This is a genomic window from Pseudomonas sp. Xaverov 259, from assembly GCF_019352915.1.
In the GTDB taxonomy this organism is placed as follows: Bacteria; Pseudomonadota; Gammaproteobacteria; order Pseudomonadales; family Pseudomonadaceae; genus Aquipseudomonas.
Window position 1 is genome coordinate 371058 of record NZ_JAAAFV010000031.1, and the last position, 21434, is coordinate 392491.

20 protein-coding genes are annotated in these 21434 nt (G+C 59.1%); 8 read left to right on the forward strand and 12 right to left on the reverse strand.

What is annotated here, in order from left to right:
• Nucleotides 1-74: 74 nt before the first annotated feature.
• Nucleotides 75-251, reverse strand: a complete 177-nt coding sequence (locus K0H48_RS12150) for a DUF6026 family protein (RefSeq protein ID WP_256666243.1) — start codon at nt 249-251, stop codon at nt 75-77.
• A 225-nt stretch (nt 252-476) separates the two neighbouring features.
• On the opposite strand from K0H48_RS12150, the gene gnd reads away from it, so the two are divergent.
• From gnd to K0H48_RS12165, 3 genes are read left to right on the forward strand one after another with little or no spacing between them, the layout of a single operon-like run.
• On the forward strand, nt 477-1505 hold the full coding sequence (gene gnd, locus K0H48_RS12155) for a phosphogluconate dehydrogenase (NAD(+)-dependent, decarboxylating) (RefSeq protein WP_368862134.1): 1029 nt from the start codon (nt 477-479) through the stop codon (nt 1503-1505).
• Nucleotides 1502-3025: a glucose-6-phosphate dehydrogenase gene (gene zwf, locus K0H48_RS12160; protein ID WP_219267641.1), complete on the forward strand. Its 1524-nt coding sequence runs from the start codon at nt 1502-1504 to the stop codon at nt 3023-3025. The genes gnd and zwf overlap by 4 nt, the downstream gene beginning before the upstream one ends.
• The gene (locus K0H48_RS12165; RefSeq protein ID WP_219267642.1) at nt 3022-3846 is read left to right on the forward strand and encodes an HAD family hydrolase; all 825 of its coding nucleotides are present in this window, start codon (nt 3022-3024) and stop codon (nt 3844-3846) included. Before zwf ends, K0H48_RS12165 begins: the two co-directional genes overlap by 4 nt.
• 67 nt (nt 3847-3913) lie before the next feature.
• Here the strand turns inward: K0H48_RS12165 and K0H48_RS12170 are convergent, their stop codons facing one another.
• Complete coding sequence (locus K0H48_RS12170) at nt 3914-4174, reverse strand: hypothetical protein (RefSeq protein WP_017138124.1); 261 nt, start codon at nt 4172-4174, stop codon at nt 3914-3916.
• 345 nt (nt 4175-4519) lie between these two features.
• Between K0H48_RS12170 and K0H48_RS12175 the strand changes: the two genes are divergently transcribed.
• On the forward strand, nt 4520-5845 hold the full coding sequence (locus tag K0H48_RS12175; protein ID WP_219267643.1) for a sigma-54 dependent transcriptional regulator: 1326 nt from the start codon (nt 4520-4522) through the stop codon (nt 5843-5845).
• Between the two features lie 122 nt (nt 5846-5967).
• Here the strand turns inward: K0H48_RS12175 and K0H48_RS12180 are convergent, their stop codons facing one another.
• The 7 genes from K0H48_RS12180 to K0H48_RS12210 form a co-directional block, all read right to left on the reverse strand.
• Nucleotides 5968-7266, reverse strand: a complete 1299-nt coding sequence (locus K0H48_RS12180; protein WP_065931271.1) for a transporter — start codon at nt 7264-7266, stop codon at nt 5968-5970.
• A gap of 49 nt (nt 7267-7315) precedes the next feature.
• On the reverse strand, nt 7316-8065 hold the full coding sequence (locus tag K0H48_RS12185) for a hypothetical protein (protein WP_219267644.1): 750 nt from the start codon (nt 8063-8065) through the stop codon (nt 7316-7318).
• 37 nt (nt 8066-8102) lie between these two features.
• Nucleotides 8103-8780: a C39 family peptidase gene (locus K0H48_RS12190; protein WP_138815168.1), complete on the reverse strand. Its 678-nt coding sequence runs from the start codon at nt 8778-8780 to the stop codon at nt 8103-8105.
• Between the two features lie 62 nt (nt 8781-8842).
• On the reverse strand, nt 8843-9526 hold the full coding sequence (locus tag K0H48_RS12195) for a hypothetical protein (RefSeq protein WP_017138129.1): 684 nt from the start codon (nt 9524-9526) through the stop codon (nt 8843-8845).
• Between the two features lie 67 nt (nt 9527-9593).
• On the reverse strand, nt 9594-10157 hold the full coding sequence (locus tag K0H48_RS12200; RefSeq protein WP_219267645.1) for an adhesin: 564 nt from the start codon (nt 10155-10157) through the stop codon (nt 9594-9596).
• Nucleotides 10154-10612, reverse strand: coding sequence for a hypothetical protein (locus tag K0H48_RS12205; protein WP_219267646.1), 459 nt, complete (start codon nt 10610-10612; stop codon nt 10154-10156). The genes K0H48_RS12200 and K0H48_RS12205 overlap by 4 nt, the downstream gene beginning before the upstream one ends.
• A 315-nt stretch (nt 10613-10927) precedes the next feature.
• The gene (locus K0H48_RS12210) at nt 10928-11923 is read right to left on the reverse strand and encodes a FecR family protein (protein WP_219267647.1); all 996 of its coding nucleotides are present in this window, start codon (nt 11921-11923) and stop codon (nt 10928-10930) included.
• 152 nt (nt 11924-12075) lie between these two features.
• Here K0H48_RS12210 and K0H48_RS12215 point away from each other — a divergent pair, with 152 nt between their 5' ends.
• Nucleotides 12076-12345, forward strand: a complete 270-nt coding sequence (locus K0H48_RS12215) for a PepSY domain-containing protein (RefSeq protein ID WP_138815173.1) — start codon at nt 12076-12078, stop codon at nt 12343-12345.
• 17 nt (nt 12346-12362) lie between these two features.
• Here the strand turns inward: K0H48_RS12215 and K0H48_RS12220 are convergent, their stop codons facing one another.
• The gene (locus K0H48_RS12220; protein WP_219267648.1) at nt 12363-17507 is read right to left on the reverse strand and encodes a DUF6543 domain-containing protein; all 5145 of its coding nucleotides are present in this window, start codon (nt 17505-17507) and stop codon (nt 12363-12365) included.
• Nucleotides 17508-17690: 183 nt separating this feature from the next.
• Between K0H48_RS12220 and K0H48_RS12225 the strand changes: the two genes are divergently transcribed.
• On the forward strand, nt 17691-18728 hold the full coding sequence (locus K0H48_RS12225) for an Ldh family oxidoreductase (RefSeq protein ID WP_219267649.1): 1038 nt from the start codon (nt 17691-17693) through the stop codon (nt 18726-18728).
• Nucleotides 18729-18778: 50 nt separating this feature from the next.
• Here K0H48_RS12225 and K0H48_RS12230 read toward each other — a convergent pair whose 3' ends face one another.
• The gene (locus K0H48_RS12230) at nt 18779-19099 is read right to left on the reverse strand and encodes a YqjD family protein (RefSeq protein ID WP_056860283.1); all 321 of its coding nucleotides are present in this window, start codon (nt 19097-19099) and stop codon (nt 18779-18781) included.
• 163 nt (nt 19100-19262) lie between these two features.
• On the opposite strand from K0H48_RS12230, the gene K0H48_RS12235 reads away from it, so the two are divergent.
• Nucleotides 19263-19517, forward strand: coding sequence for a hypothetical protein (locus tag K0H48_RS12235; protein WP_003190904.1), 255 nt, complete (start codon nt 19263-19265; stop codon nt 19515-19517).
• Here K0H48_RS12235 and K0H48_RS12240 read toward each other — a convergent pair.
• On the reverse strand, nt 19510-20409 hold the full coding sequence (locus tag K0H48_RS12240) for a LysR family transcriptional regulator (protein ID WP_219267650.1): 900 nt from the start codon (nt 20407-20409) through the stop codon (nt 19510-19512). The two genes, K0H48_RS12235 and K0H48_RS12240, sit on opposite strands and share 8 nt — an antisense overlap.
• Before the next feature lie 91 nt (nt 20410-20500).
• On the opposite strand from K0H48_RS12240, the gene K0H48_RS12245 reads away from it, so the two are divergent.
• The gene (locus K0H48_RS12245) at nt 20501-21427 is read left to right on the forward strand and encodes a carbon-nitrogen hydrolase family protein (protein WP_219267651.1); all 927 of its coding nucleotides are present in this window, start codon (nt 20501-20503) and stop codon (nt 21425-21427) included.
• Nucleotides 21428-21434 lie beyond the last annotated feature (7 nt).

Genomic DNA, 21434 nt, shown 5'->3' on the forward strand with positions numbered 1-21434 from the left:
TATTCGGCGGGAGTATCGGGAGGAGGATGTGAAAACTTCGTGAGTTATTTCTAAAGGCTTTGTTCAGCCTGTGTTCAGCAAAGTGCGGGCTGGGCGCCGGATGCCAGGTTGACCTGCGCTTGAAGGTGTGCGCGCAGGCGCAGGACTTCCTGCTGCAGTTGATCGCGCTCTTCTTTCAATTGGCGCAATTCATCGCGACGGACGCTGACGTAGAGGGTCTGTGGCGGTCGGGTCATCTGTGCTGTGCTCATTGCTTACCTCGCAAATAGCCGGTAGATCGCGGTGCCGGAACGCGTCAATCGAGGTTCTCGGCAACAGTCGGAAGCAATTCTGAATTCTTTTTTGGGTCAATGGAACTTTTTTATTTTTGGTGGTCACTGTGACTTTTTCGGCGGTGATGCTGAAACGATGGCATTTTTTTGTCATGAAACTACACGGATCCGCTCTGGACTAACCCTCATTAGCCTCATTGCGCTATAAACTATGTCACACATTTATTTAGCAGTAAGGAGCATCAGCACATGCAACTGGGGATTATCGGACTAGGCCGCATGGGCGGTAACATTGCGCGGCGCCTGATGCTCAATGGGCATACCACCGTTGTATACGACCGTAACGAAGCATTCGTCAAAGCCTTGAGCGAGGAGGGCGCCACCGGCGTCGCCGACCTCAAGGCCCTGGTAGCCGGCCTGCAAAAGCCGCGCGCTGTATGGGTGATGTTGCCGGCAGGCGCGCCCACCGAAGACACCATCAATACGCTCAGTGAGTTGCTCGAAGACGGTGACGTGATCATCGACGGCGGCAACACCATGTACAAAGATGACATCCGTCGCGCCAAGGCCTTGTCGGAAAAGGGCCTGCATTACGTCGACGTCGGCACCTCCGGCGGCGTCTGGGGCCTGGAGCGCGGCTATTGCATGATGATCGGCGGCGACGTCGAGACCGTGCAGCGCCTCGACCCGATCTTCGCCAGCCTGGCACCGGGCCTGGGCAGCATCCCACGCACCAAGGACCGTTCGGCCTCTGCCGACAGTCGCGCCGAACATGGTTACATCCACGCAGGCCCAGCCGGTTCCGGGCACTTTGTGAAGATGATCCACAACGGCATCGAGTACGGGATGATGCAGGCCTTCGCGGAAGGCTTCGATATCCTCAAGACCAAAAATTCGGAAAGCCTGCCAGAGCACGAGCGTTTCGACCTCAACGTTGCCGACATCGCTGAAGTCTGGCGCCGTGGCAGCGTGGTTTCGTCCTGGTTGCTGGACCTGACCGCTGATGCATTGGCCACCGACCCGAAACTCGACGGCTACTCCGGCTCCGTGGCCGACAGTGGTGAAGGCCGCTGGACTATCGAGGCCGCCATGGAGCAAGCCGTGCCGGTACCGGTGCTGTCCACTTCCTTGTTCGCCCGCTTCCGTTCCCGTCAGCAGAGCACCTACGGTGACAAAATGCTGTCTGCCATGCGCTTCGGCTTTGGTGGCCACGTGGAGACTTCCAAAAAATGACCGCTAACGGCAAGAAACCCAAGGCCGAACCCGCTCCACCCACTACCTTGTTTCTGTTTGGCGCCCATGGCGACCTAGTCAAGCGCCTGCTCATGCCGGCGCTGTACAACCTGAGTCGCGACGGGCTGCTGGGCGACGGCCTGCGCATTGTCGGCGTTGACCACAACGCCATCAGTGACGCCGATTTCGCCAAGAAGCTTGAGGACTTCATTCGCACCGAGGCCGCCAGCAAGGTCCGGGGCAATGCCGAAAACGCCCTGGACCCCGAGCTGTGGGCGCAGTTGGCCAAAGGCATCAGCTACGTCGAGGGCGACTTCCTCGACGACAGCACCTACGCCGACATCGGCAAGAAGATCGCCGACAGCGGCACCGGTAATGCCGTGTTCTACCTGGCCACGGCACCGCGCTTCTTCGGTGAAGTGGCGCAGCGCCTGGGCAGTGCCGGTTTGCTCAACGAAACCGATGACGGTTTCCGTCGTGTGGTGATCGAGAAACCGTTCGGTTCGGACCTTGCCACCGCCGAAGCACTCAACGCGTGCCTGCTCAAGGTAATGAGCGAGAAGCAGATCTATCGCATCGACCATTACCTGGGCAAGGAGACGGTGCAGAACATCCTGATCAGCCGTTTCTCCAACGTGCTGTTCGAAGCGTTCTGGAACAACCACTACATCGACCACGTGCAGATCACGGCGGCGGAAACCGTCGGTGTCGAGACCCGGGGTAATTTCTTCGAGAAAACCGGCACCTTGCGCGACATGGTGCCTAACCACCTGTTCCAGCTGCTGGCGATGGTGGCCATGGAACCACCAGCGGCATTTGGCGCCGATGCAGTGCGCGGTGAAAAGGCCAAGGTGGTGGGTGCGATCCGCCCGTGGTCATTGGAAGATGCGCGCGCCAACTCGGTACGCGGCCAGTACAGCGCCGGCGAAATCGGCGGCAAGTCGCTGCCCGGTTACCGTGAAGAAGCCAATGTTGCGCCTGACAGCAGCACCGAGACCTTTGTCGCCCTCAAGGTGATGATCGACAACTGGCGTTGGGTCGGTGTGCCGTTCTACCTGCGTACTGGCAAGCGCATGAGCATTCGCGACACCGAAATCGTGATCTGCTTCAAGCACGCGCCGTATGCGCAGTTCCGCGACACGGATGTGGATGAGCTCAAGCCCACCTACCTTAAAATCCAGATCCAGCCAAACGAAGGCATGTGGTTCGACCTGTTGGCCAAAAAGCCCGGGCCGGCCCTGGAAATGGCCAACATCGAATTGGGTTTCGACTACAAGGACTTCTTTGAAATGCAGCCGTCGACCGGGTATGAAACCCTGATCTACGACTGCATGACCGGTGACCAGACTTTGTTCCAGCGCGCTGACAACATTGAAAATGGCTGGCGTGCGGTGCAGCCGTTCCTGGATGCCTGGAAGGAAGATGACGCGATACAGGCCTACAAGGCCGGTGAAGATGGCCCGGCGGCGGCCGATGAGTTGCTGGCCCGCGATGGTCGCAGCTGGCACAGCCTAGGATGAGTGATGCAGCGATTCATCCCATCCAGTTGGTGCTCAGTGATGTAGACGGGACCTTGTTGCACCCTGACCACAGCCTTAGCCAGCGCACCGCCGACACCGTTCGGGCGTTGCGTGACGCCGGGGTATTTTTCAGCCTGGCCAGCGGGCGTCCGCCCAAGGCCATGCTGCACCTTATCGAAACGTTTGGCATCGATGTGCCGGTAGCCGGTTTTAACGGTGGCACGTTGATCAACCCGGATGGCAGCATCCTGGTTGCTCATCACCTGCCGGCGGAGGCAGCGCTGGTGACCCTGGCGCTGTTTTCGGCCGAGTTGGACGTGGAAGTCTGGGTGTTCGCCGATGGCGATTGGCTGCGCCGTGACCCGCCTGGGCCAATGGTGCAGCGCGAAGCCGATGGCTTGGGCTATGGGCCAGTGGTGGTGGAGAGTTTTGAGCCGTACCTGGACCGGGTCGACAAGTTTGTCGCTGCCAGCAACAACACGCAGTTGTTGATCGAGCTGGAAGCGCAGTTGCAGCCCAAGGTGCAGGGTTTGGCGCAGGTATCACGCTCGCAGCCGGTGTACCTGGACGTCACCGCCATGCTCGCCAACAAGGGCGAGGCGTTGAAAACCCTGGCTGCGCACCTCGGCGTGCCGATGCAGCAAACGGCGGCTATCGGCGACGGCGGCAATGACCCGGCGATGTTTGCCGTGGCGGGTTTGTCGATTGCGATGGGGCAGGCGGAAGAAACCGTCAAGCGCCAAGCCAGTGTGGTCACCGGCAGCAATGTCGAGGACGGCGCAGCCGAAGCGATCGAGCGCTTTATTCTCGCACCGCGATAAGTTGCTGAGGTTGTGATGTTCAACTTCCGATCATTGTTCGGCAATGATCGGAAGTTATTGCCCAGTCTTACTTCTGCATAACCCATGACTGTAACTGGTAGCCGTTTTTGTCGAGCTCGGCACGTGCCTGCAACAACAATTCTTCCAACTGAGCCGGGTCGGTATAAGTACTCGAAGACAGCTGTTTGCTGCCGATGCGGGTATTGGTACGGTCGATGACGCTCAGGCTGAGGGCGCCATTGCCATCGTGCCAGGCCACGCACTGAAAGGGCTGGAAGGCACGGTCTGCGATCAAAAGAGCTTCGTTGATGCGGAGCGGGGCGTTCATGTGGGTCTTCTCTCTAAATGCCCAGTCAGTTAAGTACCGTCGGTTGGGCGAGCCAGACGGTGAGTTACTTGTACTGATGCACGATGGCAGGGTACGGGTCACATCTTAGAGCAAGAAATTTCAACTTTTCGTGATTGACGTCATGTAAGCGGCTGTTTTGAAAGCGCATTGAGTGTGGCGGTCACGGTTGATTTTTTTGTCCGCAGCGACGCCGAGATGGCTTTGTGCCCAGACTTATAGCGAAACGGTACAAAGGCTGCGTCAATAACTTGCTAGTGTTAGCGCCAGGCCGCACAAACCGTTGTTTATAAATAACTTTAACAATTTTGGCGCCAAGGAATAGTCATGGTTGTTACACCTGTCCAACGACGCTTGCTCGTAGTCGACCCGTGCGACGATTGCCACCAGCTATTGCCCGGTCTGCACAGTGCGGGCTGGGAAGTGGACAGCTGTGCGCTCGCCGCCGTAGGCGACAGGTCGTGTGATGTGGGGCTGTTGCGCCTGCAGCCGTATCACCTGGAGCGCCCCGAAGCGGTCAAGGAGTTGATCAGCCGCAGCGGCACCGAATGGATCGCCGTGCTCAGCCAGGACGTTTTACGCCTGCAAAATGTCGGCGATTTTGTCTGTGAATGGTTTTTTGACTTCCACACCCTGCCGTTTGATGTAGCTCGCGTGCAGGTCACCCTGGGGCGCGCATTCGGCATGGCGCGCTTGCGCGGCAAAGGCCACGCACTGATCGACGCCCAGGAACATGAGCTGCTGGGCGATAGCCGGCCCATTCGAGAGCTGCGCAAATTACTCGCCAAGCTGGCACCTACAGAGTCGCCGGTGCTGATCCGCGGCGACAGTGGCACCGGCAAAGAGCTGGTGGCCAAGACCCTGCATCGCCAATCCCAGCGCCATGCCAAGCCCTTTGTCGCGATCAACTGCGGCGCGATTCCCGAGCACCTGATCCAGTCCGAGCTGTTCGGCCATGAAAAAGGCGCGTTCACCGGCGCTCACCAGCGCAAGGTTGGGCGTATCGAGGCAGCCCACGGTGGCACATTGTTTCTCGATGAGATCGGCGACTTGCCCATGGAGCTGCAAGCCAATTTGCTGCGCTTCCTGCAGGAAAAGCAGATCGAGCGCGTCGGTGGCAGCCAGCCCATTCCGGTGGATGTGCGGGTGCTGGCAGCGACACACGTGGACCTGGAAGCGGCGGTTGCGAAGGGCACCTTTCGTGAAGACTTGTATTACCGGCTGAATGTCCTGCAGGTGCTAACCGCCCCACTGCGCGAGCGGCACGGCGACGTGGCGATGCTGGCCAACCATTTCTCACGCTTCTACAGCCAGGAAACCGGGCGCAGGCCGCGCAGTTTCAGCGAGGATGCCCTGGTTGCCCTGGGCCAACACCCGTGGCCGGGCAATGTGCGCGAGTTGGCGAACCGCGTGCGCCGTGGCCTGGTACTGGCAGAAGGGCGCCAGATCGAAGCCGGTGACCTGGGGTTGCAAGGTGAGCAGGCAATTGCGCCGCCGATGGCTACACTGGAAGATTACAAGCACCGCGCTGAACGCCAGGCGTTGTGCGATGTGCTCAACCGACACAGCGATAACCTGAGTATCGCGGCCCGCGTGCTCGGCGTGTCCCGGCCGACGTTCTACCGGTTGCTGCACAAACACCAGATCCGCTAGGGCGGGTAAACCGAAAAGCCCCGCAACGACCCTTATCGTTGCGGGGCTGATCGTTCCCACGCTGATCGTTCCCACGCTCCGCGTGGTAATGCCTCCAAGGACGCTCCGCGTCCCCACTAACGCTAAAAGTAATACGGAAATTTCAAGCTGAACGTAAAGTCCGGCGCATCATCCGTCATCCCAATCGACAGGTTCGGCACGATCGTCAGGTTATCCGACGCCGCAATCGTCATGCCCACGTTGAAATACCCGGCGTTGGCATCGCTGGATACCACCGATTGCCAGTCCTGGCCGCTCTGCTTGACCTTGCTTTTGCGTTGCACCAGGTCAGACACCGAGAACGACATGCTCATCTTCTCGTTGAGCGCGAAGGCCACCCCGACACCGAGCTGGAAGCTGTCACCCAGGCTGACTTTGCCCGGGATCTTCTGATTGAGGTTGGGGCTGATATCGCTGAACGAGTCTTCGAAGTTATGGGTATAGGACAGCGAACCGAACAGCACCGCCGGGTCGAACGTCTTGACCAGCGAAATGCCAGGCGTGACCGACCACACCCCGTTACCGGTCGGCAGGCTTTCCGGCACGGCGAGGTTGTTGTTGCTGGCTTGCTCGATCAGCTTGATGCCATAGGGTTCCTTGCCGGTGGGCGCCTTGACCCGCAGCGACACCACCGCATCCGGCAGGCTGGCGCTCTCATCGAGGAACTTATAGGCGATGCCGAAGTTGACATCACCAATGGTGGGATCGCGGCTGACGGAGGCTTCCGAGGTATTCTTGGCATCGCCGCCGGCACCACCAGACTGGTACGTCGCTTCGCGATACACCACCGGCACGTTCAGGTCGAACTGCCAGCGGTTGTCCAGGTTATAGCGGCCGGTGAGGTCCAGGGTCCAGCTGTCCGACTTGATCCGGTCCAGGTTGATATTGCCCAGGAAGATCGAGTCCAACGCCAGAAAGCCGTTGAGTGACAACTGGCGCGCGTCATAGCGGGCGTAGGTGAGCCCGGTTTCAAAGCTGAACTTGCCATTGCCAAAAAAGCCGCTGGCCTCGTTGTACAAGTTGCTCACACTTTGTGCCGGGGCGGAATCGTCCTTCAGGCTTTGCCCGTAGGAACTGCTGCCTGCCGCGCCACCGGATGCGGCGGCTGCGCCCACGCCGGCCACCGCCGTACCGCCTTTTTGGAAGTCGGCGGGGGATTTGGCCAGGCGTTTGGGCGTCGGTGTTGCGGGCTGATCTTCTACTTGCCTTACGCGTTGCTCCAATACGGCCAGTGCTTTTTGCTGCACTTCATAACGTTGCTTGAGCTCCAGCAGTTCCTGCTTCAGTGTTTCGATATCGGCATCCGGCGCGGCGTACAGCACCGAAGCGGGCAGGAGCGTACTCAAACAAATTACGGCACGTAACGATAAAGATCGATGCATGAAATAAGCCGTCCCTTTCTAATGCGTAAGTGTCGAGGCTCAGCGTAGTTCAATAACCGGAAGGGCGTAGGCCTTTGAGTTGGTCCAGGTTCAGGTTCTGCGTGATGTTGTTCAAACCGTTGTTGCCCATGACCACATTAAGTTGGGTCAGGTTGTTCACGAAGTTGCTGTTGCCTTGAATAACCGTGCCTTGCAGCACATTGCCGGCACCGATTTGCTGCACCACATTGCCTTGATTGTTATTGGCCTGGAGAGCCATTTGCAGCCCGCCGTTTTTAGCCGTGACCGTGACCTGGCCGGCGGCAGTGCCACCCGTGATCGGCTGGCCGGCCATCAGTGCCTGGCCCGACTGCACGTAATTGGCTGGCGCCAGGCCGTTTTTCGTCACGTTGATATCCACGCCATTGTTGGCCGTGTTGCCATCGCCCGCTGCGCGCACGCTTTGCGTGACACCCTGGCCAGTGCCGAGGCCGGCGCCGCCGATAACGGTGCCCTTGCCATCAGGCTGTTTGATCACCCCAGTGCCGTCGTTACCGGTGATTTGCACATAAAACTGCGGCGTGACGGTGGAGGCATTGACTTGCATGTTGGCGGTGCCGGTCACGGTCGCGCCGGCGGCATTGGTCCAAGTGCTGCTCATCACTATGCCAAAGCTGATAATCCGCCCGGGCATCACATAACGCCCGCGCAACTCGGCCATTTCCGCGTCCTTGAGCTCGATCGGCTTGAATGCCGAAGAAGCATAGGCAGGTGCTGCGGCTGCCAGGCATATCACCGTCAGCCAGCGTCGAGTGTTCATCGTTTGCTCCTGGAGCGTCCTGCTCCTTATTGCGCTTCTAGAAGAAGTCGCTCTGGATAAAACCGAAGTCCATCAATTCACTGTCGCGTACCGGGCTGAACTCGTTGAACTGGTTCTTGGCCGTCAGCGGCGCGCGGGGTGTGAGCAAGGCGTTGGTCTTGTCGTAACCCTCACCAATCACCGCAAACACAATGCCGTTCCAACCCTTGACGAAGTCGTCCTTGGCATAGCGCTTGTTGCCCAGCACGGGATCGCCGATATACACCCAGTCTTTGTCGGCCCGTTGCAGCACGACAAAGTGCTTGTAGCCACGAATGTCCAGCAACACCACCACCGGCACTTTCACGGTGACCAGCACTTCAGGCGTGATCCGGTAACCCTTGGCGCGCATGTGGATGCTTTCCAGGTAGCGCTTCATGTCCAGCATCGAGAAGCCTTGGGTGCGCACCAGGTCCTGGTCGGCGTTGACCAGCATGCCCTTGATCACGTGGTCTTCGTCCACGTCCATCCAATAGGCTTGGCGCAGGATGGTCGCCAGCGCGGCGGCGCCGCAGCTGAAATCGGTTTTCTGTTCCACCAGGTTGGCGAACTTGCGCTCGCGGATGCTTTCGACCTTCTTGTACACCACCGCGCCGTTTGGCATGACAACGGCCATTTGCGCCGCCCATGTCGGGCCGGTGAGTGCAAGCAGAAGGAAGGCAGCTGTGAGGCGCATGATCGTATGACCTGCTGGACACTGGAAATAAAAAGGGCCTTGTTGCCAAGGCCCGATCTGAATCAGAAGCGAGTGATTGCTACGTTGTTCTGACCTTGGTTGTTGCTGCCCGACAGAACGTTGGAGTTCGAGACCCCAGAGCTGTAGTTCATCGAGTTGTTCACGCTGGCGTTGTTGACCACCGGTTTGGTGCTGCCCCAGCCGTGGCCGCTGGCCAGGTTGAGGGTCAGGTTGCCCGACACATCCTGCACGCCAGTGACGGCTGCAGCACCGCTGTCGCCATTACCCGAAGCAATTGCAACGCTGTTGCTGCCTTGGTTGGAGGTGCCCGATGCGGCGTTCAACTGAATCACGCCGGAAGCGTGGTTGCCGCTGTCGTTAAGGGAAGCGTTGTTTCGAGTGCCGCTGTTGGCCACAAAGTTTCCGGTGTTCGATTGAGCGGTGCCGGTGGCGGCGAATACGAAATCCGCATCCCCGGAAACGATGGCAACGTCGTTTTTGCCTTGGTTGTTGTCGCCGCTCAGCACGTTGCCGTTGGCCACGCCACTGATGTTGTTGTAGGAGTCATTGGCCGACGCGTTGTTTTTGGTTTTGTCATTAAGTACCACGTTGCCATGGTTGCTCTGACCGTCCTGTGTGGTCGCAGCAGCCGTGGTAGGCGCGTGATAACCGCCCGCTTGAGCAGCAACAGCCATGAGCGCAGCGAGAGCGAAAGCCAGTGGTTTAAGAGCCATTGAAGTTTTCATGGTGTATCTCCTTGCTTCTAATTAGTTGGTTAAGTGTTGGTACGGTCTAGCTATGGACTCAGCTCCATCAGTTGAGTCGTAAGTTCAGGGTGTTAGCCACTCGGTTCCCCACCCCGGCGCTCTGGTTGACCTGAACCACTCCACGGCTGCCGGTGAAGGCCTGGTCGCTGGTAACGACCTGGCGGCTGCCAGTGGTAGGGGTCAACCCTGAGTCGGTTGCAAGCGCAACGTTCTGTTGCGACATGACGCTGTCGTCGATGCTTTGCGGGCCAGCATTCACGCTGATGCGCACGGCATTGATCATCTGGTTCTGGGCCCCGGCGGACTGGTTGACGCTCAGTGCACCGTTGCCATTACTGAAAGAGTTACGCTGGATCGCGGCGTTGGCGTTCAGGGAGCGGTCGGCGGGCGCGCCGCTGATTTTTTGCGTGACCGCAATGTTGGCCTGGGCGTTATGCCCCACCGCGATGGCGACGTTGTTGCTCAGTTGCTGCTGGTCGCCGGCGGCCTGGTTGATCGTCACCACACCGTTGTATTGCTTGCCCGAGTTATCAAGGGTTGCGTTGTTGTTGCTGTCGGCCATCGCCGCAGTGCAAGCGAGGGCTGCAAGAAGCATCCAGGAGTGGTTCATTTCATCGCTCCCCCAACCATGCCGCTGATGTTGTTCAGCGGCGCGAGGCCGCTGGAGATCGCGCCGTTGACGGTGCCAGCAATGCTGCTGCCACTGCTGCCGTGGCCGGCCGCGCCGGCGGCGCCCAGGTTGCTGGTGCCACCAATGTTGTTCAGGCCGGGAATGCCGCCATTGGGCATAATGCTGCGCGTAATGCTTGAGCCACTGCTGATACCGGCAATGTCGTTATCGCTGAGCTCATGGTTCATGGCGCGATTGACTTGAGCCGACGGGTTGGCATTGACGGTGTTGGGGTAGGGGTCCTGGCCGCGTGGGCGACCTATTGCATAAGGTTGAACCTGGCGTTCAATCACGATCACGCCATCACCTGCCGCAAGCACGGGAACGCTCACGCTGGCACTCAGTGCACAGCCGATCAGCAGGAGGCTCAGTGAGCCTGGATTGTGTGTGTCCATGGCAGTGTTCCTTATTCTTCACGCTGACCCTAAACAGCGTTGCCAGGAACAGAGCAGAACGCGTGCCGCTTTTTATTTATTGTTGATATTCAGAAGGTTGGCGTTAAATCGAGGCAAAGTGATAACGGTGCTGTTTCATCGTTGAAACAGTGTCGCCGTCAACAGGCATGCCCGGCCAAGCCTCAAGGGTGTCTCAGCGATGTAACACTGCACGTGACAAAGCCATGAATGCGCACCGGGCGGGCGATTCAAGCGAGGGAGGTGTTTCAAAAATGGACACTTTGGGCGCGAGCGAACCGGCTGTTGCGGGCAGGCTCAGCCCTTGGGCGTTTTACGCGGGATGGAATTGAGTACCGGGTTGCCGTCCTGGTTCTGGGTCAGGTAGACCGGCAGCACCTTGGGCAGGGAAGGCACGAGGTTGTTGACCTCATTGATGTTGTAGATGCCGCCGATGCGAATCGCCCCGGTACTGGCATCGGCCAGCATCACCGGTTTGTTCAGGTAGCGGTTGATCAGCGGCAACGCGTCCGTCAGGGCCAGGTTGTCGAGTACCAGTTTGCCCTGGCGCCAGGCCAGGGCCGCATCATTGGGATTAATCGCCGCGATCTGCGGGGTGGCATCGCCCAGGTTGTAAGTGGCCTGCATGCCTGGGGTCAGGGGCACGCTGGCGTGCTCCTTGTCGCTGGAAATCTGCACCGAGCCCTCAAGCAACATCACCCGCACCTGGTCTTCATATTTCCAGACATTGAACTGAGTGCCGGTCACCCGCACTTGGCCTTCGCCCGCCTTGACGACAAACGGGTGAAGGCGGTCATGGGTGACTTTGAAAAACGCTTCGCCCTTGTTCAAGGTCACGCGGCGTTGGTCCTTGTAATGGCTGTAGACCAACTCGGTGCCCAGGTTCAATTCAACCTGGCTGCCGTCGCCGAGGGTTACTTTGCGCAAGCCAGTATCGGCTTCGAAGTGCTCGTAGGAGCTTGGCAACCAGCCCGCTTCCCAGCCGGTAAAGGCGGCCAGCGGCAGGGCGGCGAGGCATAGTGCGGCAGCCACTGCATAGGTGCGCAACCGGCGGCGTGGCTTGAATGGCAGCACCACAGCAGCAAGTTCGCTGCGTGGCAGGTGGTCAGCCACGTCCCAGATTTCCAGCATGGCGGCATACTCAAAGGCATGCAGCGGGTGGGCATCGTGCCACTGTTCAAAAGCCCGACGTTCGCCCGCCGTGCAATCACTGGCATGCAGACGCATGCACCAATGCGCGGCGGCATCGGTGATCGCGTCATATTCGTCTTCTGAAAGGGGCTGTTGAGTCATTAAACCGTCCTGATTTCCCACATTCTAACCTCCCAAGGCGGATGGCGAGAACAGCCGTCATGGCGATTGCACATCAATTGGAACTTATTCTCGTTTGTAAATATCAGAAAACACAGGACACGAGTCCGTCATTCCCACAATGGAGAACGAATATGCTGAAGAAAACCTTAGTCGCCCTGTGTGCAACCACCGCACTGCTCAGCGCCGGCGCCGCCCTGGCCGATAAGCCGGGCGCCGGCTGGATCACCATCGAAAAAGCCATTGAAACCGCCAAGACCAAGGCCGGATACATCGAGGTCTACAGCGCTGAAGCCGATGACAACGGCTATTGGGAAGTCAAAGGGCGCAAGTCCGATGGCATCGTGTATGAAGCGCGTATCGATGGCGCTTCCGGTAACGTCCTGCGCGACCAGAAAGACTGATCCTCCCCGCCGGGGGCTTACGCCCCCGCATCCAGCATGCGACCCAGTTCCGTAATCAGGTAAGTCAAGGAGTCGGCATTGGTCAGGATAGTGTCGAAACGCTTGTCGACATCGCTCATGAATGCCACACGGGCGTCTGCAAGGGTCTTGGCCCCAGTGAGGTTGAGGGTTTTTTCCCGAAGATCTTCAGTTGACGTGCCAGGCCCGTAGTCCTCCCATGTCGCCGTGTAATCATCCCAGGCTTTGAACAGCATGTTGGCAGGCGTCTGCGTGGACAGTGCGTACTTGCGCAAGTCTTCCAGCTCGGTTTTCAGCGCTTGAGAGCCGCGCTTGGCCGTATCTATCAGGTCGGGGAAGGGGCGAACGGTATCAAGGTAGGCGAGATCTTCGGTGTTGAGCTTCAGGTGCGTCAATTCGTGGATCAGCACGCTGGCCCTCGCGTGGGGCGAGATGTCGAACGGAGAACTCAAGCGGCCACGGTAGACGTTCATGTTCGGATAGAAAAACCGCTCGAGCAAATAAATCCTGCGCTCTGGGTCACCGACAATAGTAAAAGCGTATCGATGGTCCATATCTGATCGGCTGGTACCACTGACAAACCGCATTGAATCCCTGCGGGTCAAGCTCGAATCGCACAGCTCCTCCAGCATCCCATGGACGATGCTCTTGAGCCTGTCTACTTGGGCAGCGCTCAAACTGAAGACGCCGAACATCTCGCCCAAAAAAAGGCCCATGCGGCTATTGGGGTCGCGTTGTGCTGAGAACAGCACAAGGTTGCGATGACAATTGTTGGTGTAATAAGTCGCAATATTCAACGCTTCATTGATCACTTGGGCTTGCCAGCTCGACAGTGCGGCAATTTCCAAAATACCTCTTGCTTCGATATTGATCGCGTCCTGTTCGCCGCTGCGCGTCCTCATGCGCGACAGGGTTTTGCCGAAACGTGGAATGTGCTGGTTGAGGTCCAATACCCATTTGCCCTGTTGGTTTCGGCCTGCAAAAGGGCCTTTCAGTTGATCTTTTTCCAATCGCCAATGTTTTGCGGTTTTCTTGACCGCATACACTTTGCCTGCAACGGGCACATAGTTTTTCAATGTTGTCTTGTCCGTGTAAACGTGACTGGAAGCATCAAGCTCCAGATCGGTCAATGCTACGTCGTGTTCTTCCAAAGGCTGCAGCCGCGTGCGTGAAGGGGCAGTGACGCGCAGGGAGGACAACTGCGTGGCGGTGGGCAGGGTTTCATCCGACAAGTCGGCTTCGGTCACTTCTGTCTCGTTGGGCGGCGGCGCTTGGGTGCCCTCAAGCTCGCTACGCAGCGCAGCCATTTGCGCCACGCCCTTGATGAAGTCCTTCAGAGCGGCTTTCCATTGGTGCAACTGCAATGCGTCGGCTGAGCGTTTGAACAGCGAGTAGCTGCGCCACACCGTCAGCGGGTATACGAGCTTTCCGGCCATGAACTGCACAGCCTTCGGGATGCCCTCGCCCAGCAGATGCGTGACTCTGTCCCAGAGTGACTTGGCGCCGTCCTCGAACTGGCTGGCAAGCATCTTGAGCAATATCAAGGTGTTGTCATTGAACAGAAGGTGCAGGGCATTGCCGGTGACCGCGGTGAAGGCCAGCCGGATGTCGAGGGGGGTATGACGGTTGTTTTGCAGCAAGTTTCGGTACGTAGCCTGATGAGGCGCCTCCAGGTGCTGGATGATTGAATCCTGAAGCTCTCCCGGCTTGCCCACCTCATCCAGCAGGGCTTGCTCGTTCTTGTACTCCTTGAGCACGTGGCTGTCGCTGTAAGGCGCAAACATCACCACCGGGCCAGCACTGCCGGCTGCTGGGCCCACCAGGTACATGCCCAGCACCTTGGCGGGCGTAGCCCCTTCGGTTGCAATCAACTCCAAGGGCCGAAACGTGGCCGCTGCGCTGTCCAGCGCCGCTCGCGCCACGGCGTCGGGCATGTCGAACACCTGTTGCACGCTACTCAGCGCCTGCGCTGTCAGCCGTTCTTGTAGCCTTTGCTCATGGGCGTACTGCAACGTCTGCCAGGGCAATTGTTGGCAAAACAAGCGCCGGCGTTTGCGCCCCTCATCCGTTTTGGGGTCCAGCCGGCTTTGCACCAGCTTCTGATAGACGCTTTTCAGATCGAGCTGGCGGACCATTTGCACCACGGCACTGGCATCCAGTGAGGCGGGCAGGGCAGTGGCGGTCCGTGAGCGGGGGAGAATGTTTTCGGCGTCCAGATCCGGCCAATGGCGCAAGGCAAAGTCGGTCAGGCTGTCGACATGCACGTCAAGGGCCTGGTGTACCGGAATCTGCACGTTATCGGGGTCCAGAGCCTGTCCGGGAAAGCGCGCCTTAAGCAAGGCCAGTAGTGCCGTGTGCGTATGCGTGCGCATTGAGGTGATGCCGTGCAGGTAGTCTTCTGCGTCCGGGGCGCTGTTGTGATACTGCTCGAGCAGTTCGGCGTGATGGATCTGATCCTTGGCAGGCGCCATGCCCAGCCAGACCGGCAGGGCCTGTTGATGGGCCATGGCACTCGCCACCGCCAGGGCCCGCGTAAGGTTGGTGGGTGCAGATTGCTCCAAGGCCGCGTCGATACGGTCTAGCAGGGCGGTAGCGGGCAATTTAATCGAAATCAATTGATCGATACTGTGCATGACATGGTCGCCGTAGGTTTTCAGGCGGTTGTCCAGCACGTTGTCGTCAATGCGTTGCAACTGGCCCAACTGATAAACCTGGTGTGGCGTACGCAATGAAAGCGCCAGGTTTTCCAGCAGGGGCAAGCGCTTGATCGGGTGCTGCAGACGTTGTGTTATCTCCTCGCGCAAAGCTTGCACAGAAGCGAACACTTCATACCCGCGTCGAGGCGTCCAGAGCACGGTCTGGCCCGAGCGCTGCGGGTCGATACCACCGCGCTCGGTCAGTACAAACAGGTTGGCCAGGGTGTGGGCGGTGTTGGATGTGCCCTGGTTCAGTGTCAAGGCGTAGGCATCTGGCAGGAATCCGTTCAGCGCGTGTCGGGTCAAGCGTACAAGGCTGTCGGTGCGTAGCAGAGTATCAACCACCGCCTCGCTGTCAGGTGGCAGTGTTTTACCCAACAGCCTCAGTTCGGCCTCACTGCGCAAGCCAAGCAACATCAAGTGCGCGTGTTTTTGGCTCATATTGCTCAGGTATAGAAGTGGAAGCTGGCGCATTTCGTGGTTGGCAAATACCTTCAACACTTGTTCATTGATCATGTTGAAGGTGCTCAGGGTCATGCTGGGCAACTTCAGGGCCAGATGCGGTTCGAGCTGTTGGTAAAACCCGGTGGTGCTGATGTTGGGAACGTTCGAAGTTTCACCGCTCAGGCGCTTGATGAAGTGGTCAACCATGCTCACGGACGTCAATGGCGGGCGCTCTTCGCGCTCCTGGGCATGGGTTGGGTAGGTGTTGATATAGATCTCCTCTGCCTTGAACGCGAGGCGCTGTGCTTGCAGTTCTGCATTCAAGGCGAGGGCGGCCATTGAGCGTAAAGTCGGGTGTTGTTTGCGCTCGGTTGTCAGCGCTTCTTCAGCGGCGCGCAGGCGCTGCAGGTGCAGTTTTGCGCGCTCGGCCTGCACCGTTGACGGCCGATCGTTACCGCTGGTGACGGGGTGCATCGTCCAGCGCCCGGCGGTTTCCAGTGCCGCCAGGCGACTGTCCAGCATCGTGCGAATATCCAGGGCGCAATCGAGCAACGCGTCCAGGTTTACCTGCCCATCACTGCGCCGGAAGAGGTCCATTGCGTGGTTCATATTGCTGACCTGCTTGGCCGCAATGTCTTCGAGCATGCCGGAAAAAACGTTGCCCGGAACCGGCTGGGCGGCGATGTCTATCCGGTTCAGGCCAATAAAAGTGTCGCGCTCATCCAGCGACAGAAAATTGAGCAACTCATCTTCGTGGCCTGCGGCCTTGAGCATGCTCTGTAACGTATCTTTGAGCGCCTGCATGTCCTTGAGTACCTGCACCCCACGCGACTGCGTGTACAGGTAGGCGTGGCTCTCGCTGATCAATAGCGTGCTGGCCAGTTCCACATAGTGCTGGTAGGGCGCATGCAGGCGTACTTTTTCCACGCTTAGTTTCTTGGCGTAAGCGTTACGGGTGCGCTGGTCTGGCAGAAACAATGCCTGAAGGGTGTGGCTTTCATCGGCGTTGAGGATTTGCTCCTGGCGCTTGAGCAAGACATCCAGGCGAAATTTATCCGCCATCACCTGGGTGAAGAGTTCCAGGCGTGAGGTTTCGTTGCCGATGTCCTCGTTCCAATAAGTCTTGAGCAGGCTGTCCAGCAGTTTTGACAGGCTGCCCGAAGTTTCTTTGATCAGGGTTTCCCAATACTGCTGATCTTGTTCGCGTTCTTCCGGGGTGAAGGCGCTGGTGATGTGTTTCGGGTTGTAATATTCACGGGTCTGGTCCTTGGGCCAGGCATGTTTCACATAAAACTGCAGGAGCGCTTCTCTCAACGGCAGGGAACTGACCCAGCGACGCTGACCGCCTGCCGGGTCCTGGATAAAAAAATCTACCCGTGTATCGCGTTGATCCAGGGTGGGGAAGTACGAGCGCGCCATGATACTGAGCAGCGTGTCGAGCATGCTGTACAGCGTGGGGGTCTTCTGCAACTGCTCCAATACGACGCGCACGTTGTCTTGCTGGCAGGCCTGGAGGGCTTGCTCCTGGTCTTGCATGACGGCGCCTTCGACAATGCTGGTGGTCAGCGTTATTGCCGTGCTGGCGGGCAAGGCGTTGCGCTGCGCAATCGACAGAAAGCTCATCAATTCGACACGCTGCAGCGCATCCGACAATTGCTCGGTGACCTCGGCAAGCAGGCTGGCAGGGTTGTCAAACACCTGAATGCCGCCATACGGCGTGTAAAGCAGCGCTTTTTTGTCGTCCGGGGTCGGGCTCATCAAAAAGGCGCCGGCAAGGGGGATAGGCGGCTGGCCCGATACGTTGATCAACAGCCTTTCGACACTCATGGGGTAGGTTTGCCGCTCAGGGTCTTTGCGTGCGGCATCGGAGGCCTGGTACACCGTGTGCAGCCAGTCGAGGTCTTTGACGCTAAGCCCCAACGCGCGCTCACGTTCGCTCGGCGAGTTTCTTTTAATCGGCAGCAGGAATTCGTCAAAAAAGTACGCAGGGGTTACGCCGGTCATGGGCTTGCTCCATCGAGTAGGGGAGCGACAGGCTAAGGACGCCTGAACGGCGGGAGGGGGTAACTATTGAGGCCCGTCGCAAGTTGACAGCAGGCACTGTGCGTGGTGTTTAATCGAACACTTGAATGTCCATTCGTTGCCTCTCCTAATCATAAAAACGTAATCATAAAAACGGAGCTTCAAATGTCTGCGCAGTCTCCGACAGTGGCCAAGGCTTCAACCGCAATCGGCTTCACCGAGTTAGTGGGCTTGCTACACCAGGTCTTTGTTCGGCATGGCACCTCGGCGCAGGTGGCCGCGATCCTTGCGCACAACTGCGCCAGCGCCGAACGTGACGGCGCGCATAGTCACGGCGTGTTTCGTATTCCAGGCTATGTGTCGACGCTTAACAGCGGCTGGGTCAATGGCAAGGCTGTGCCTGTGGTCGAGGACGTAGCCTCGGGCTTTGTGCGCGTGGACGCCGATAACGGCTTTGCCCAGCCGGCACTGGAGGCCGCACGCCCGCTGTTGGTAGAGAAGGCGCGCAGTGCCGGGATCGCGCTGCTGGCGATTCGCAACTCCCACCACTTTGCGGCACTCTGGCCCGATGTCGAGCCTTTCGCCGAGGAAGGCCTGGTAGCCCTCAGCGTGGTCAACAGCATGACCTGCGTGGTGCCCCATGGCGCGGATCGACCGCTGTTCGGCACCAACCCCATTGCCTTCGCCGCGCCGCGCGCCGATGGGCCACCCATCGTGTTTGACCTGGCCACCAGCGCGATTGCCCATGGCGACGTGCAAATCGCTGCACGCAAGGGCGAGCGCTTGTCGCCGGGCATGGGCGTGGACAGCCTGGGCCAACCGACCCAAGACCCCAAGGCCATTCTTGAAGGCGGTGCGCTGTTACCGTTTGGCGGCCATAAAGGCTCGGCACTGTCGATGATGGTCGAGTTGCTGGCGGCGGCGCTCACGGGCGGTAATTTTTCGTTCGAGTTCAATTGGGCCGATCATCCCGGTGCGCGAACCCCCTGGACCGGCCAATTGTTGATTGTGATCGACCCGAGCAAAACCGCCGGGCAAGGCTTTGCCGAGCGCAGCCAGGAGCTGGTGCGGCAGATGCATGCGGCGGGGTTGCGGCGGTTGCCAGGGGATCGGCGCCATCGCACACGGGCGAAGTCGCAGGAAACCGGCATCGAGATCGATGCGCAGGAACTCAAGCAGTTACAGGCACTGGCAGAAGGGTAAAAGAAAAGGCTGCGCCAGTGGCGCAGCCTTTATCACGCAGCCTCTATGTCTTAGTTACGACGACCCAGCAACAGGCCGACCACCAGGCCAAAACCTGCGGAAATCGCCACGGTCTGCCATGGATGGCCACCAATATAGTTCTCGGTGGCGTCCACTACCGGCTTGCTGCGTTCACGCACGTTGGACACCGAATCCAGCGCTTGCTTGAGCTTGATAGCGACCTGCTCGCGCAGCGTCTCACCTTCTTCGCCTACCAGCGAAGCGCTGCTTTTGAGCAGCTTGTCCGACTCTTCGATCAAGGCCGTCAGTTCACTGAAAGCTTGATCCTTGATTTGATCTTCGACAGCTTGGGCGGCAGTTTTGCGGGCCATTGTGTGACTCCTTGCGAGTGAATGTGACAGTGAACAATGGAGTGTCGGGCTTGGCTAAAAGTTGCAGTTTTTTTGCTGTGAGCGGTTTGCGGGCAAAATCCGAATCAGGATATTTCGACCTACAGTGTAAGATGTCACCTATTTGTGCAGCAGGTAATTCAACATGAGCTTCAATCTGGCCAACAAAACCCTCGCCGAACGCGCCGAGCTGGAAGATGAAAAGTCCCGCCTCTACGACCTGTGGCAAACCAACCTGGGCAAGGCCAAGGGCGAAGCCGCGCGTTTGTTCGGCGAGCGTGCCAAGCGCAAAGGCAAGTGGGCCGAATGGGTGCGTGCCGAGCTTGATGGCATGTCGCCGCCGGAGTTTTCCAACATGGTGCGCAGCGAAGTCAACAAACTGATGGCCGCCGCTAAGTAAAGCTGGCCACAATCGCTTCGCGTACTTTGAGCAACAGCGGATCCAACTGCGCCTGGGTACGCCAGCCCAGCTCCACCGGGTAGCGTGGCAACGTCAGTGGGCAGGGCAGTACGCGCAAGCCGGTCATCTGCGCAATCGCCTCGGCGGCATGCCCGGGGATGGTCGCCACCGCCGCACTGCCCTTGAGCAAAAACGGCAGCCCGGCGAAGTGGCTGGTGGACGCACACACCTGGCGGCTCAACCCGTGCGCCGCCAACCCTTCATCGGTAATCCCGATAAACCCGCCCGACGACACCAGCACATGCTCGCGTGCCACGAACTCCGCAAGGCTGATGCCTTCTTGGCCCGGCGCCAGGCTGTGCGGGTCGACCAGACAGCGGTAATCGCCTTCGCCCAGCACGTGCCGGCTCAACCTGCGCTCGGCAAAACCGCCGGCGGTAATCGCCAGGTCCAGGCTGCGCTCAAGCAGCGCGCCTGCCACGATCTGGCTGTGGGTCTGGCGGAAAATCACGCGCAGTTTCGGCGCACGCCGGGCAATTTCTGCCATCAACTGCCGGCCATGGGCAATTTCGAAGTCATCGGACAAGCCCAGTACCACCGAGCGCCCCTGATAATTCGGGTTGTCCGGGTTAATCATCTCCAGGCTTTGTCGACAACGGTCCAGTGCCTCGCTGATCACCGGTTTCAACTGGTTAGCGCGCAAGGTCGGCGCCAGCCCACGCCCGGTGCGCACGAACAGCGGGTCGCCATACAGGTCACGTAAACGCCGCAAACCGGCGCTGATCGCCGATTGCGTGACGCCCAGGCGCAAGGCTGCGCGGCTGGCGCTGGACTCATCGTGCAAGGCTTCGAAGGTTTTCAACAGGTTCAGGTCAACCTGGGCGATATTCATTTGGTTCATATCATTTAGCACTGAGGAGGGCTTTATTCATGATTGCCGCTCGCCGGAGAATGGGCAACCCCCTTTATCTGGAGTGAACCTGATGCCCATTTCTACCGTGGCGGCGTTGCAGATCGGATCCTTGCCGGGTGGCAAGGCTGACACCCTGGCCCATATCCTCACCTATGAGGACGCGATTGTGCGCAGTGGCACGCAATTGGTGGTGATGCCCGAAGCGTTGCTCGGCGGTTATCCAAAGGGCGAAACCTTCGGCACGCAATTGGGCTACCGATTGCCGGAAGGCCGCGAAGCCTTTGCGCGCTATTTTGCCAATGCCATCGATGTGCCGGGCGCCGAGACCGAGGTGCTGGCCGGGCTGTCCGCGCGCACCGGTGCCAGTCTGGTACTCGGGGTGATCGAGCGCAGTGGCAGCACGCTGTATTGCACCGTGCTGTATTTCGAACCCACCGGCGGCCTGGTAGCCAAGCACCGCAAGCTGATGCCCACCGGCACTGAGCGGCTGGTCTGGGGCACGGGCGATGGTTCGACCTTGCCGGTGATCGACGCTGCCGTCGGGCGCTTGGGCGGCGCGGTGTGCTGGGAAAACATGATGCCGCTGCTGCGCACGGCGATGTACGCCAAGGGCGTGCAAGTGTGGTGCGCGCCCACGGTGGATGAGCGTGAAATGTGGCACGTGAGCATGCGCCACATTGCCCATGAAGGTCGCTGCTTTGTGGTGAGTGCCTGCCAGGTGCAGGCCTCGCCGGCGGCGCAGGGTGTGAAGATTGCCAACTGGCCGTCAGAGCGCCCGTTAATCGCCGGCGGCAGTGTGATTGTCGGGCCGATGGGTGACATCCTCGCCGGGCCGCTGGTGGGGGAAGAGGGCTTGCTGACCGCGCAGATCAACACCGATGATCTGGTGCGGGCGCGCTATGACTATGACGTGGTGGGGCATTACGCGCGGCCGGACATATTTGAGTTGGTAGTGGATGAACGCGCCAAACCGGGCGTGCGCACACTGACAGATTAAACACGGT